Here is a 13,453-nt window from a genome sequence, read left to right as displayed (position 1 = left end):
TCCCATACATACCGGGCCATGATCGACCTTCGCTACGTCAAGAAGCTGATCGAAATGCTGGATGGATCCTCAGTTGATTCGGTGGAGATCACCGGCGACAAGGGGCAGAAGATCCGCATTTCGAAGAGCCCTCAGACGCGCGGCGCGGTCCAGATTCCCACGCCGATGCCGGTCCCGACGATGGTGGCCGCGCCCGCTCCGGTGGGCCGCATGACCCCGACCGACGCGATGCCCGCGATCCAGGAGGTCGAGGCGCCAAAGATCGAGGCACCCAAGGTCATCCTGACCGAAGTGAAGTCGCCGATGGTCGGCACGTTTTACTCGGCGCCGGAGCCGGGGGCGAAAGCTTACGCGGCTGTGGGATCGCGCGTCTCTAAAGGACAGGTCCTCTGCATCATCGAAGCCATGAAGATCATGAATGAGATCGAGGCAGAGGTCACCGGGGTCGTGAAGGAGGTCTGCGTGCAGGATGCGCACCCGGTGGAATACGGCCAGGTCCTTTTCCGCGTCGATCCGAATGGGTAGCCCCGCACACGAATCCGACGGACCCTCTTCAGTACTCGGCGCCATCCCTCGCGCCCCCATCAGCCTTAAGGCCATCCTGCAGCAGATGGTGCAGATGGGCGCCTCCGACCTGCACCTCAAGGTGGGTCGGCCCCCGACGCTTCGTATCAACGGTGACCTGTCGCCGCTTCCGCTCCCCGGGCTGCGCCCCGAGGACATGAGCACGCTGGCCAAGGAGCTCATGAGTCCGAAGCAGGTGAAGGAATTCGCCGAATTTCGCGAGGCAGACTTCGCGACGGGCGTGCCGGGGATCGGTCGCTTTCGCGTCAACGCGTACCAGCAGCGCGGCACGATCGCGTTTGCCATCCGCACGGTGCCCCACCAGGCGAAGTCGATCGCCGAGTTGAACCTGCCCGGGATCGTGGAGGAAGTAGCGCTGCTGCCGCGGGGACTGGTCCTCGTCACGGGGGTCACCGGCTCCGGCAAGTCGACGGCGCTCGCCTCCATGCTGCAGGTGATGAACGAGCGGCGCCACGCGAACATCATCACGATCGAGGACCCGATCGAGTTCCTGCATCGCGACGTGAAGTGTCATATCAACCAGCGCGAGGTGGGGATCGACACGGGGAGCTTCGGCCAGGCGTTGCGCCGCGTGCTGCGCCAGGATCCTGATGTGATCCTGATCGGCGAAATTCGCGACCTCGACACCCTCGACACCGCGCTCAAGGCCGCGGATACGGGGCACCTCGTGTTCAGCACCCTGCACACGACGGACGCGACACAAACGATCAACCGCATCCTGTCGTTCTATCCGCCGCACCAGCAGAACGAAGTACGTTTCGCCCTGTCGACGGCGCTGGCGGCGGTGGTGTCGCTGCGACTGGTCCCGCGTTCGGATCGCCCGGGCCGCGTCCCCGCCAGCGAGATTCTCATCAACACGGCGGCGGTTCGTGAGCAGATCCGTGACGTCTCGAAGACCCTCAATATTCCGGACCTGATCAAGGAAGGGACGGTGCAGTACGGGATGCAGAGCTTCGATCAGTCGCTCATGTCGTGGTACTCGAAGGGGGTCATTTCCTACGAAAACGCGCTATTCTACGCCACCAACCCGAACGAGTTCGCGCTGCGTGTGCAGGGGGTGGCGGGGTCGAGCGACAACTCGTGGAACGACTTCGAAACCGACGAACTGGGTTGACCCGGCCGCTGGGGCGGCAGGGTGAACGGCTTCCTCCCGCTCCACGGCCATGTTCAAGAAAGTCCTTGTCGCGAATCGCGGTGAGATAGCCCTGCGGGTCATCCGCGCCTGCCGCGAGCTTGGTGTGCAGACGGTCGCGGTGTACTCCGAGGCGGATCGCGAGTCGCTGCATGTGCGTTTTGCCGACGACGACGTTTGTATCGGACCGGCGCCCGCGCGCGACTCCTACCTGCGTATCCCGCGCATCATCGCCGCCGCAGAAATCACCGGGGCCGACGCGATTCATCCGGGCTACGGTTTCCTCGCGGAGAACGCCGAGTTTGCCGAGACGTGTGCGGCGTCCAACATCACCTTCATCGGCCCGACGCCCGAGCAGATCCGCCTGATGGGCAACAAGGCGGAAGCGCGGAAGACCATGCAGGGGTGCGGCGTCCCCACGGTCCCTGGCACGCCGGGTCCGATCGATGATCCGGATGCGGCCCTGGAGTTCGCGAAGGAGATTGGCTTTCCGGTGATCATCAAGGCGTCGGCCGGTGGTGGCGGGAAGGGGATGCGCGTGGCGCGAGAGGCCGAGGAGTTCTTGCGTTCCTTTGGTCTCGCGCGTTCGGAGGCGCTCTCCGCGTTTGGTGATGGGGACGTGTACGTCGAGAAATACCTCGAGCGGCCCCGTCACATCGAGTTCCAGATCCTGGGCGACCAACACGGGCATGTGATCCACCTCGGGGAGCGAGACTGCTCGATCCAGCGCCGTCACCAGAAGCTGATCGAGGAAGCGCCGAGCCCGGCGATGACGCCGGAGTTGCGCGCGGCGATGGGTGAGGCCGCGGTGCGTGGCGCCAAGTCGATCAACTATGTTGGCGCTGGTACGATCGAGATGCTGTTGGACAGCGATGGTTCGTACTACTTCATGGAGATGAACACGCGCATCCAGGTGGAGCATCCGGTGACGGAGGTGCTCACCGGGGTCGACCTGGTAAAGGAGCAGATCCGGGTGGCTGCGGGCGAGCCACTGTCCGTTACCGAGACGCCGGAGCTACGTGGCCATGTCATCGAGTGTCGCATCAACGCGGAGGACCCGGCGCGTGGCTTCCAGCCGTCGCCTGGGCGCATTGACGTGTTTCATCCGCCGGGTGGGCCCGGGGTGCGGCTGGATACGCACGCCTATGCCGGGTATCGCGTGCCGCCGTACTATGACTCGATGATCGCCAAGGTGATCGTGCAGGGGAAGAACCGCGAGGAGGCACGTCGCCGCATGTTGCTGGCGCTCGAGAGCTTCATCATCGAGGGGGTCACGACGACGGCCCCCTTCCTCGCCCGCGTGATGGAGCACCCCGAGTTCCGGGAGGGGAACTTCGACACGAAGTTCCTCGAGCGCGAGCTGACCACCATCCTCCAGCAGCCCGCGTGAGCGCACGCGTGGATGTCTACTTCGGGGTGGTGGCGCTGCCACCCACCGAGTGGCAGGGCCGGATGGTCGTCGTGATCGACGTGCTGCGGGCGACGACCAGCGTCGCGACGGCGCTGGCCAACGGGGCGCGGGCCGTGATCCCATTTGAGTCGGCCGAGGATGCCGTCGTTCGCTTCAAATCGTTTGATCGGTCGGAGGTGCTGTTGGCCGGGGAGCGCCGCATGGGGCGCATTTCCGGTTTTGACCTTGGCAACTCGCCTGCGGAATTCACGCGCGAAGTGGTCGAGGGGAAGACGATCCTGATGACCACAACCAACGGGACGGTGGCGCTGTCCGCGGTGCAGGGCGCGACGGAGGTCGTGTTGGGGGCGTTCGTGAATCTGGCGGCCACGGTCGGGGTGCTGCGGGGCGCAGTGCGCCGAGGACTGCCGATTGCGATCGTCTGTGCCGGATCGGAGCGGCAGTTCGCCATGGAGGATGCGATCTGCGCGGGTCGCTTATTGCGCGCCCTCTCCAGGCGACTGGCCGGGGCCGCATGGAACGACGCGGCCCGGGCCGTGGTGGCGCTGGACCGGCGCTACGGCCGGGACCTGCTCGCTTGCCTTGAGCAGACGGCCCACGGGCGAGCGCTGACCGAGGCCGGCTTCGCGGGTGATCTGGCGCTGGCTGCGTCGGTGGACGCCCACCCGGTGGTGCCGGTGTACGCGGAGCGGCAGGTGACGGCCCAGGGCCGAGCGCGCACGCGGTGACCGGCGTGTCCAGTGGCGTGCGGCGCGAAATCGCCGGGGTCGCGTGGATCATCCTCGCCGTGTTCCTCGCCGGCGCCGTGGCGCTTCAGCCGGTGGATCCCTACACATCTTGTGCAGCGGCGACGGGGCGCTTTGGCCCGGTCGGCGCCTGCCTGAAGGCGGCGACCCAGGGGGCACTGGGGGCCTCAACCACCTGGCTGCTCCCACTCCTCCCCCTGTTGCATGGGCTGCGCGTGCTGCGGCGGATCCCGCAGGACGCAGATCGTCGCTGGACGCTCTTTACGGTCGGTCTCCTCGCCCTCCTGCCGATCGCGATCGGCTTGTGGAGTGACGGAACCCCGCGTCCGGACAGCCCCGGGGGACTCTGGGGTGGCTTCGTCTCGTTCTATCTGCGGCGAGCCCTCGGCACGGCAGGTGGCTGGCTGGCGCTCCTGATGAGCGGGTCGGCGCTTACCGCGTGGAGCTTGCGCTGGAACCCCGTGCGCATGGTGATCGGTTCGGCCGCGTCCGCGCAGGTCAAACCACCGCTTGCCGCTGTGCTCGAGCCGCCGCCGGAGGAGATGCCTGCGGTCGAAGGGTACGTTCCCGCCGAACCCGCGCGGCCGCTCGCCGTGGAGCCCACGGTAGATCAGCTGGCCGAGCGTCGGAAGCGCAAGGAGAAAAAGGCGGTCCCTGCGCCAGCGGCGCCGGTGCCCGACGTGGCCGTGGTGGCGCCCATCCTGGTGAGCAGCGAAGACGCGCTCGCCTACGCCTTGCCCTCTCCTGAGCTGCTGACCCCGGCGCCACCCTCGGAACCCGAGCTCGGCAAGCGCGAGTTGGAGGCTATGGGGGTGAAGCTCATGGACGCGCTCCGGACCTTCAAGGTGGAGGGGACGCTCGTCGATCACACGGTCGGTCCGGTCGTCACCCAGTTCGAGATCGAACCAGCGCCGGGTGTAAAGGTCCGCCAATTCGCGAATCTGGCGAATGACCTTGCCTTGGCTATGCGGGCCTCAAGTATCCGGGTGGTTGCCCCGATCCCGGGGCGCGGCGCGGTCGGCGTGGAGGTCCCCAATCCGACCCCGCAGGTCGTGGCCTTTCGGGCGCTGATCGAGTCGCCGGAGTTCCAGAACGCGCGCATGGCCCTCCCGCTCGCCCTCGGCCGCGACCTCGAGGGGCGCCCGGTGGTCACGGACCTCGCCCGCATGCCGCACCTGCTCATTGCCGGCGCCACGGGCTCCGGCAAGTCGGTCTGCGTGAACACCATCATCACGAGCCTGGTCTACCGGCACACCCCGGAGACCCTGCAGTTCCTGATGGTCGACCCGAAGATGGTCGAACTGTCGGTCTACAACGCGCTGCCACACCTGCTGCACAAGGTCATCACCGACAATCGCGACGCTGCCTACGTCCTCAAGTGGGCCGTGATGACGATGCAGAAGCGGTATGAGCTCCTCGCGGCCAATGGGGCGCGCAACATCCAGGAGTTCAACAAGCGCGTGCTCGATGGTGCGCCGCTGATTCATCCACGCCGCGCGGACGTCGCGTTCGAACGGGAGGAGTACAAGGACGGCATCATGCCGTATGTGGTCCTCGTCATCGACGAGTTGGCCGACCTGATGATGACGGTGCAGGGCGAGGTGGAGACCCCGCTCGCCATGCTCGCCCAGAAGGCACGCGCGATCGGGATCCACATCATCCTCGCCACCCAGCGCCCGTCGGTGAACGTGATCACCGGCCTGATCAAGGCGAACTTCCCGAGCCGCATTGCGTTTCGCGTGGCGTCCCAGATCGACAGCCGAACGATCATCGACGGGATGGGGGCCGAGTCGCTGCTGGGCAACGGCGACATGTTGTTCATTCCCCCGGGGAAGTCCGAGCCCCAGCGCCTGCAGGGGGCGTATATCCCCGGTGAGGACACCGAACACCTTACGGCCTGGTTCACGGCCCGCACAGAGGCGCGCCAGGACGCACTGCGGGCCCGTGGAGCCGCGGGTGAGGAGTTGCGCCGGGCCGATATCATCGCGGAGATGAAGGCGCAGGAGGCACTCGACCGCGAGGACGAGGAAGAGTCGTCGGAAGGCGAAGGGCAGCGCGACCCGATCTTTCGCAAGGCAGCCGAGACCTGCATCCAGCACCAGCTGGGGTCGACGTCGTTGCTCCAACGACGCTTGGGCATCGGCTACGGTCGTGCTGCGCGCGTCATCGATCAACTGCATGCGGCCGGCGTGCTGGGCCCGCCCAATGGGTCCAAGCCACGGGAGATTCTCATCGGCCTCGACGACCTGGATCGCATCGTTCCGCAGTCCCTGGACTGACGTCAGGAACGGTGGGCGAACGCGCCGGGGTCCGAACCCGGGTGCGCGAAAATGCTGGGATCGGGGATGGATCGGTGACGCTGCGAGGGCGTGTGGGTGCCAACATGGCGGGGTGCAGACACCGTACGAACTCGGGATCGTAGGCGAGCAGATTGCCGAACGCTGGCTTCGCCGCCGGGGCTGGCGCGTGCTGCACCGCCGGTACCGGTCCGGCCATCGCGACATTGACCTCGTCGCGGAACGCGATGGTCTGGTCACCTTTGTGGAAGTGAAGACGCGCCGCGGGGCCGCATTCGGTGGACCGGTGGCAGCGGTTAACTGGCGCAAGCAGAGGGAGTTGGCGCGTTCAGCTCACACATGGGTTGATCGGTTCGGGCGTCGGGGGGAGTCGTATCGCTTCGATGTTGTCGGCGTTTTGGTTAACGGAGAGGTTGTCCGTGTACGGCATGTGGAGAATGCATTTTCTCTTGAAAGTGGCGCTTGAGTTCTTGCGAGGGTTTCGTATTTTGTTCGGGCGGCGTTCGGCGGCGCACTTTCGGCGATCGGCGCCTTTCCCCACCACACCACACCTTGGGTGATGCACATGGCGGCAGCAACGCAGGATGACCGACGAAAGGCGCTGGGTCTCGCCATCTCGCAGATCGAGAAGAACTGCGGAAAGGGCGCCATCATGCGGATGGGGAGCGAGTCGGCGCGGGTACCGATCGCCTGCATCCCGACGGGGGCGATCAACCTTGATGCAGCGATTGGCATCGGTGGGATCCCTCGGGGGCGAGTCACCGAGATCTACGGCCCGGAGTCGAGTGGCAAGACGACCCTGTGTCTCCACGTAGTCGCGAATGCGCAGCGGAGCGGCGGAGTGGCTGCCTTCATCGACGCCGAACACGCGCTCGACGTCGAGTACGCCAAGAAGCTCGGGGTCGACATCGAGAACCTGCTGGTGTCGCAGCCGGACACCGGAGAGCAGGCCATGGAGATTTGCGAGATCCTGGTGCGCTCGGGCGCGGTCGACGTGATCGTGGTCGATTCGGTCGCGGCGCTGGTGCCGAAAGCCGAAATCGAGGGCGACATGGGGGACTCCCACGTGGGGTTGCAGGCGCGCCTCATGAGCCAGGCCTTGCGAAAGCTCACCGGTGCCATCGCGCGCTCGCGGACGGCCGTGATCTTCATCAACCAGTTGCGTGAGAAGATCGGGGTGATGTTTGGCAACCCCGAGACCACCACCGGCGGCAAGGCACTGAAGTTCTACGCCTCGCTCCGTCTCGACATTCGGCGGATCGGCGCCGTGAAGGACAAGGAGGAGGTCATCGGGTCACAGGTTCGCGTCAAGGTCGTAAAGAACAAGGTGGCCCCCCCGTTCAAGCAGGCCGAGTTCGACATCATGTATGCCGAGGGCATTTCGCTCACGTCCCTGCTGGTGGATATCGGATCGGAGGCCGGGATCATCGACAAGTCCGGCGCCTGGTATTCCTACGGCGGACAGCGGATCGGTCAGGGCCGGGAAAACGCCAAGATGTTCCTCAAGGACAACCCGGCGCTTATGGCAGAAGTCGAGGAAAAGGTCAAGGGCGTCCTGGGGCTGAAAAAGGGCGAATTGACCGTCGACGTGGAGGCTCCGGAGGAGTAGCGTTCTGTAGGTCCGTTCCCACGGAAATCTCGGGGCCGGAGGGTTGTTCTCTGAGGATGTTGGGGCCCGGTACCCCGCATTGCTCAAAGGGCTTCTCTCCGGCCCCTTCCGTTTACCCTGAGACCCGACTGTGAAGCGAGACCTCGCCCCCCCGCCAGACGGCACCCTCGTTCCGAGCGCCGGGATAGTGGCCGGGCTGCGCGCGATCGACAGTTCCGGGGCTCGCTTTGAGATCCGGGTGGGGGAGTCCGCCGCGACGGTCTCGGCTGCCCTGATCGCGGAGTATCAGCTCGCTGCGGGCAAGTTGCTCACCCCGTCGGAGGCAGCCGGCCTCTCGCAAGCTGTGAGTCGCCTTCGGGTCTTCGACAAGGCAGTCGCCCTCCTCGCCCTGCGCGCGAGGTCCGCGCGCGATCTACGTACCGCACTCCGGCGCCGGGGTGCCGTCGCGACAGACGCCAACGCCGTCGTCGAGCAGCTGCAGGAACTCGGCCTCGTCAATGACGCCGCCTTCGCCTTAGCGGTAGCCCAGGGCCGTGCAGGCTCAAGCGGGATGTCGCGCCGACGGGTATCGCAGGTCCTAGCCCGGAAGGGGATCGACTCCCGCCTTGCGGACGAGGCGGCCCGTGAAGTCTTCGATGGCGTCGACGAGACCGAGGCCGCCCGAGTGATCGCCGAACGCCGCCTGAGGTCCCTGGGCCGGCTTGATCAGGCGGTACGGCGCCGTCGACTTCACGCGTTCCTCGCGCGCCGCGGCTTCTCCTCCGACGTCGTGAGGCGCGTGTTGGACCAAGTGCTCCGGGGCAGTCAGCGCGACGAGTGACCCGTTGCCGGATGCGCCGCCCGAAGCGCTGCGGTAAGTAGCACGACTGCTCCCAATTGGTGCAGTGCGGCTATAGGGATCGGCACCTGCATGAGCAGGGTCGTGATGCCGAGCGCCACCTGCCCAAGGGCCGCGACTGCCATGACCTTGGTGCCTTGCGCGCGTCCTTGCCACCACGCCAGGAGGGCGGCGAACAGGGTGACGGTGGCCAGAACGCGATGGTTGAATTGCACGGCGGCCGGGTTCTCAAACCAGTTGCGCCACATCGGGGTCAACTGTGAGTAGCCGGGCGGGACCATCCCGTCGCCCATGAGCGGGAACGTGTTGAAAATGTGGCCTGCGTCGAGGCCGGCGACGAAGCCCCCGCTGAGGATGGTCGCCGCGGCCAGGGCGGCGACGAGGGTTCCCATCCGGTTGAGTTGTCCTGGTCGCTGTCCCGAACGCAGGTCCAGCCACGTCCAAATGGCGATTGCATAGATCAACAGGGCGAGACCGAGGTGAGCCACCAGGCGGTACTGGCTGACGTCGGTGCGTTGCGAGAGACCGCTGCTCACCATGTACCACCCGAGGGCCCCCTGCGCACCGGTGAGAATGGGAAGCGCGGCCAGCCGGGTCATCCACCCCGCGGGAACCTGCCGACGGGCGAGGAGCCAGAGGAACGGCAGCGCCATGACCAACCCCGCGAGTCGTGCCACGATGCGGTGCGCCCATTCCCACCAGAAGAGCGACTTGAACGCCTCGAGGGAGATGCCGCGGTGAACGGTCTGCGCCTCTGGAATTTGCTGATAGGCGGTGAACGCGGCCTCCCATGCCTCGCGTGTGAGCGGAGGGAGCACCCCGGACACCGGCTTCCACTCGGTGATGGAGAGTCCGCTCTCGGTGAGGCGAGTTGTGCCCCCGATGACAAGGGTGAGCACGACGACGGCGGCGCTTGCCAGCATCCAGCGGCGGAGGAACGCGGCGTGGGAGGCGGTGATGAACGGGGGGGCCGGGGGCATCGCAGGGTCGGATGGCGTTGCGCTTACACAAGATACACCGCGCCATCAGTGCACAGGCGCGGCTATATTTGGCCCTCATGCGCGCTTCCGAGATCCGCACCCGATTCCTGGAGTACTTCCGTCGCCACGGGCACGCCGTGCTCCCCAGTTCGTCGCTCGTTCCGGGCGACGACCCGACGTTGTTGTTCACCAACGCCGGCATGGTCCAGTTCAAGAAGGTCTTTCTGGGGATGGAGCAGCCGGCCCATGGGCGACGGGCGACGACCTCGCAGAAGTGCGTGCGGGCCGGCGGCAAGCATAACGATCTCGAGCAGGTGGGGCACACGGCGCGGCACCACACGTTCTTCGAGATGCTCGGCAACTTCTCGTTCGGGGACTACTTCAAGCGTGACGCCATCCGGTTTGCGTGGGACTGGGTGACGGGACCCGTTGCCGAGGGTGGGCTGGGGATGGACCCCCAACACCTGCGCGTGTCGGTGTTTCGCGAGGATGACGAGGCGCGCGTGCTGTGGCGCGAGGTGGCCGGGCTTCCGGATTCCCGCATCTACGGCCTGGGGGAGAAGGACAACTTCTGGCAGATGGCGGACACCGGCCCGTGCGGGCCGTGTTCCGAGATCTACGTGGACCTCGCCCACCTGGCTCGCGATTGGCGCTTTCCCGAGGGGGCGACCGGCGAGTGGACCGACCTGACCCGCGAGGAGTTTTCGGAAGCGGCGTTCGTCGAGGGCGGGGAGGCGGGACGTTTCCTGGAGATCTGGAACCTGGTGTTCATGCAGTTCGACAAGCAGGCCGATGGCACGCTCGTGCCGCTGCCCAAGCCGTCGGTGGACACGGGGGCTGGTCTGGAGCGTATTGCGGCCGCCCTGCAAGGCGTGACGAACAATTTTCATGCGGACGTCTTCGCCCCGTTGATCGCGCGCATCGAGGAGGTGGTCGGGCGCCCGTATGATGGGCGGTCGGCGACGGCCAGCGATCGGGAGGCTTCGTACCGGGTCATCGCGGATCACGCGCGGGCGGTCGCCTTTCTCTTGGCGGACGGGGTCTTTCCGTCGAACGAGGGGCGCGGGTACGTCCTTCGGCGCATCCTGCGTCGTGCGGTGCGCCACGCGTGGCTGCTCGGCCGGCGCGAGCCCACCCTGGTGCACGTGGTGCAGCGGGTCATCGAGACGATGTCGGATGTGTATCCCGAACTGACGCAGCGTGCGTCCCATATCACCGAGACGACGCGTGCGGAGGAGGAGCGGTTCCTCGCGACGATCGAGGGAGGGATGCGGCGGTTTGACGAGCTGGCGCCTGCCGGTGGCACCGGGACGATTGCCGGGGACGACGCCTTTCGCCTGTACGACACGTTTGGGTTCCCGTTGGACCTGACGGAACTGATGGCCCGGGAGCGCGGGTACAGCGTGGACGTGGCCGGGTTTGAGACGGCGCTGGCGGCCCAGCGCACGCAGAGTCAGGAGGAGCGCAAGTCGCGCAAGCTGGGCGTGGATGCCGGGTCGGCGACGGAGTGGACGTGGGAAACGGCCACCGGGGCCCAGTCGACCGTCGGCGCAGGCATGCCGTCATTTGTCGGGTACGCGACGACGTCGATCGACACGCAGGTGACGGCGGTCCGACACCTCGACGATGGGCGCGTCGCGGTGATGTTGCGCGAAACGCCGTTCTACGCGGAGTCCGGTGGCCAGGTCTCCGATCACGGGGAGATTCGTGGTTCGGGGTGGTCGGTCACGGTTGAGGATGTCCGCAAGTTCGAGGGACGGACCGCTGCGATCGGGGCTCTGACCGGCACGATATCGTTTGGCCCCGCTACGGCCATCGTGCCGACGACGCGGCGACATGACACCGAGCGCAATCACACGGCGACGCACCTGCTGCACGCGGCGCTCCGGGACGCCCTCGGCGACCACGTGCACCAGGCCGGGTCACTGGTCGCCCCGGATCGGCTTCGGTTCGACTTCACCCACCATGGACCGATCAAGGCCGAGGTATTGGCCCGCATCGAACAGCAGGTCAACGAAGGGATCTGGGCGTCCGTGGACGTGCGGACGGACGAGCGCCCGTACCAGGAAGCGGTGGCGGCGGGGGCGATGGCCCTGTTCGGCGAGAAGTACGGGGACGTGGTGCGCGTCGTGAGCATCCCCGGGCTGTCCGTCGAGTTGTGTGGCGGAACGCATGTGCGCAACACCGGCCAGATCGGACTGTTCAAGGTGGTCTCCGAGACCGGGGTCGCCGCGGGGGTCCGTCGCCTCGAGGCCGTGACCGGCAAGGGAGCGTTTGGGTTGCTGGCGGAGCGCGACCGCACGCTGCACGAGGTGAGCGACTTGCTCAAGGCGAATGGTGCTACCGTGGTGCGCAAGGTTCAGGGGCTGCTCGAGGAACGAAAGACCCTGGAAAAGCGGTTGGACGAAGCGCTCCGAGGCGGCGGTGACCAGGTGCGCGAGATGTTGGCCCGCGCGCGCGACGTGGGGGGGCTCAAGGTGATCGCGGAAGCGGTCGTCGTCGAGGATGCCAAGGTCCTCCAGGCACTCGGCGATGCCCTGCGGGAACAGATGGGGTCGGGCGTCGCCGCCCTGGCCGCCACGTTGGCGGATGGGAAGTCGAGCCTCCTGGTGGTGGCGACCGATGACGCGCGGGATCGCGGTGCCCGTGCGGATGTCATCGTGAAGGACCTCGCGTCCGCCATTGGTGGGCGTGGGGGAGGGAAGCCCCACCTGGCACAGGCGGGGGTGCCCGATGGGTCTCGACTGCCTGAGGCGCTCGGGCGGCTCGAGGGCGTGGTGCGCGGGCTGTTGGGCGCATGACGGACGCGCGGCCGGCGTGGGCCGAGTCGGTCCCGGTGCACCTGCGGGACCGCGTTGCCACGGCGCTCGCGGCGCAGGGGCGTCCGGCACCGGTGGACCTGGTGCAAGCCGCGGTCACCCTCACGACCCCGCTGTTGGGGCCCGAGGGTGGGAGGCGGGGAGCAGCGCTGGACTTGCTTGCCGCCGATGCCCTCGTCACTCATGCCTTGCTGCTGCTGGCCGACAATCCGGAAGATTTTGACCCGCGCTGCGGTGATGTGATGGCGACCCTGTCCTCCATGGTGCCTCCTCCGTGATCGATCTGCATACGCACCTCCTGCCTGGCGTCGACGACGGGTCGCGGACCATGGAGAATTCGCTCCGCGTGATGGAGCGCATGCGAGCCGAAGGGGTGACCGACGTGGCCTGCACGCCGCACCTGGATGCGTCGCGAGCCGGCGAGGCGCCCTTTGATGCGTACGCCGCGCTGCTGACGGAGCTCCGTGCCAAGGCGCCGCCGGGACTCCGGCTGCACAAGGGCTTCGAGATCATGCTGGACAAACCCGGGGCCGACCTGACCGATCCGCGGCTGGCCCTCGGGGACTCGAAGGCGGTGTTGGTGGAATTTCCGCGTGAGCCATTGGGACAGCACTCCACCGATGACCTGATGCAGCTGCGTGCGAGCGGCGTGGTGCCGGTGATTGCGCATCCCGAGCGCTACCAGGGGATCAGCATCGACCGCTTGCACATCTGGCGGGACATTGGCGTGGTGATCCAGGGCGACGCCCTGCTCCTCCTGGCGGCCGGTCGTAAGGGAGACTTCGCGCGCAAGGCGCTCGCGAGCGGGTTGCTGGATATCCTGGCGAGTGACAACCACGGCGATGCGCGTGCGCTCGCCACCGTGCGCCTGTGGCTGCACGAAGTTGGAGGTGACCGGCACGCCCACATCCTCATGGAGCACAATCCGCGGCACGTGCTGGATGACGAGATGTTGGAAGGGGTCCCGCCCCTGCACGAACACAAGTCGATCTGGGATCGGCTCCGCGAACTCTTCACCGTGGGGAGGGGGGGGTGA

At 66.7% G+C, this 13,453-nt stretch carries 12 protein-coding genes; 11 read left to right on the top strand and 1 reads right to left on the bottom strand.

From position 1 onward, the window contains the following. Nucleotides 1-21: 21 nt before the first annotated feature. The 8 genes from accB to IPK85_18995 all read left to right on the top strand — a co-directional run bounded on the left by accB (nt 22) and on the right by IPK85_18995 (nt 8,600). Nucleotides 22-525: an acetyl-CoA carboxylase biotin carboxyl carrier protein gene (accB, locus tag IPK85_19030; protein MBK8249467.1), complete on the top strand. Its 504-nt coding sequence runs from the start codon at nt 22-24 to the stop codon at nt 523-525. Continuing rightward, nucleotides 518-1,699, top strand: coding sequence for a type IV pilus twitching motility protein PilT (locus IPK85_19025; GenBank protein ID MBK8249466.1), 1,182 nt, complete (start codon nt 518-520; stop codon nt 1,697-1,699). The genes accB and IPK85_19025 overlap by 8 nt, the downstream gene beginning before the upstream one ends. A 49-nt stretch (nt 1,700-1,748) precedes the next feature. After that, nucleotides 1,749-3,107, top strand: a complete 1,359-nt coding sequence (gene accC / locus IPK85_19020; protein ID MBK8249465.1) for an acetyl-CoA carboxylase biotin carboxylase subunit — start codon at nt 1,749-1,751, stop codon at nt 3,105-3,107. Then, nucleotides 3,104-3,856 (top strand): 2-phosphosulfolactate phosphatase, encoded by a 753-nt coding sequence (locus tag IPK85_19015; protein ID MBK8249464.1) that lies wholly within the window; start codon nt 3,104-3,106, stop codon nt 3,854-3,856. Before accC ends, IPK85_19015 begins: the two co-directional genes overlap by 4 nt. Further along, entirely contained in the window at nt 3,853-6,153 is a 2,301-nt protein-coding gene (locus IPK85_19010) for a DNA translocase FtsK 4TM domain-containing protein (GenBank protein ID MBK8249463.1), read from the top strand. The genes IPK85_19015 and IPK85_19010 overlap by 4 nt, the downstream gene beginning before the upstream one ends. A 112-nt stretch (nt 6,154-6,265) precedes the next feature. Further along, nucleotides 6,266-6,637, top strand: a complete 372-nt coding sequence (locus IPK85_19005; protein MBK8249462.1) for a YraN family protein — start codon at nt 6,266-6,268, stop codon at nt 6,635-6,637. Between the two features lie 93 nt (nt 6,638-6,730). Further along, on the top strand, nt 6,731-7,780 hold the full coding sequence (recA, locus tag IPK85_19000) for a recombinase RecA (protein MBK8249461.1): 1,050 nt from the start codon (nt 6,731-6,733) through the stop codon (nt 7,778-7,780). Nucleotides 7,781-7,910: 130 nt separating this feature from the next. Then, nucleotides 7,911-8,600, top strand: coding sequence for a regulatory protein RecX (locus IPK85_18995; protein MBK8249460.1), 690 nt, complete (start codon nt 7,911-7,913; stop codon nt 8,598-8,600). Here the strand turns inward: IPK85_18995 and IPK85_18990 are convergent. Further along, nucleotides 8,585-9,598: a COX15/CtaA family protein gene (locus IPK85_18990; GenBank protein ID MBK8249459.1), complete on the bottom strand. Its 1,014-nt coding sequence runs from the start codon at nt 9,596-9,598 to the stop codon at nt 8,585-8,587. The two genes, IPK85_18995 and IPK85_18990, sit on opposite strands and share 16 nt — an antisense overlap. 77 nt (nt 9,599-9,675) lie before the next feature. Between IPK85_18990 and alaS the strand changes: the two genes are divergently transcribed. From alaS to IPK85_18975, 3 genes are read left to right on the top strand one after another with little or no spacing between them, the layout of a single operon-like run. Next, entirely contained in the window at nt 9,676-12,399 is a 2,724-nt protein-coding gene (gene alaS, locus IPK85_18985; protein MBK8249458.1) for an alanine--tRNA ligase, read from the top strand. Then, a complete protein-coding gene (locus tag IPK85_18980) occupies nt 12,396-12,695 on the top strand; it encodes a hypothetical protein (protein MBK8249457.1) in 300 nt (99 codons plus the stop codon). Before alaS ends, IPK85_18980 begins: the two co-directional genes overlap by 4 nt. Next, the gene (locus IPK85_18975; protein MBK8249456.1) at nt 12,692-13,453 is read left to right on the top strand and encodes a hypothetical protein; all 762 of its coding nucleotides are present in this window, start codon (nt 12,692-12,694) and stop codon (nt 13,451-13,453) included. Before IPK85_18980 ends, IPK85_18975 begins: the two co-directional genes overlap by 4 nt.

It is taken from the genome of Gemmatimonadota bacterium (assembly GCA_016712265.1).
Lineage (GTDB): Bacteria > Gemmatimonadota > Gemmatimonadetes > Gemmatimonadales > Gemmatimonadaceae > RBC101.
This window is presented reverse-complemented; position numbering and strand designations above follow the sequence as displayed.

Coding starts and splice junctions, on each gene's coding strand:
- recA (MBK8249461.1), top strand. CDS start 6,731: ATGCACATGGCGGCAGCAACGCAGGATGACCGACGAAAGGCGCTGGGT.
- IPK85_19025 (MBK8249466.1), top strand. CDS start 518: ATGGGTAGCCCCGCACACGAATCCGACGGACCCTCTTCAGTACTCGGC.
- IPK85_18990 (MBK8249459.1), bottom strand. CDS start 9,598: ATGCCCCCGGCCCCCCCGTTCATCACCGCCTCCCACGCCGCGTTCCTC.
- alaS (MBK8249458.1), top strand. CDS start 9,676: ATGCGCGCTTCCGAGATCCGCACCCGATTCCTGGAGTACTTCCGTCGC.
- accC (MBK8249465.1), top strand. CDS start 1,749: ATGTTCAAGAAAGTCCTTGTCGCGAATCGCGGTGAGATAGCCCTGCGG.
- IPK85_18980 (MBK8249457.1), top strand. CDS start 12,396: ATGACGGACGCGCGGCCGGCGTGGGCCGAGTCGGTCCCGGTGCACCTG.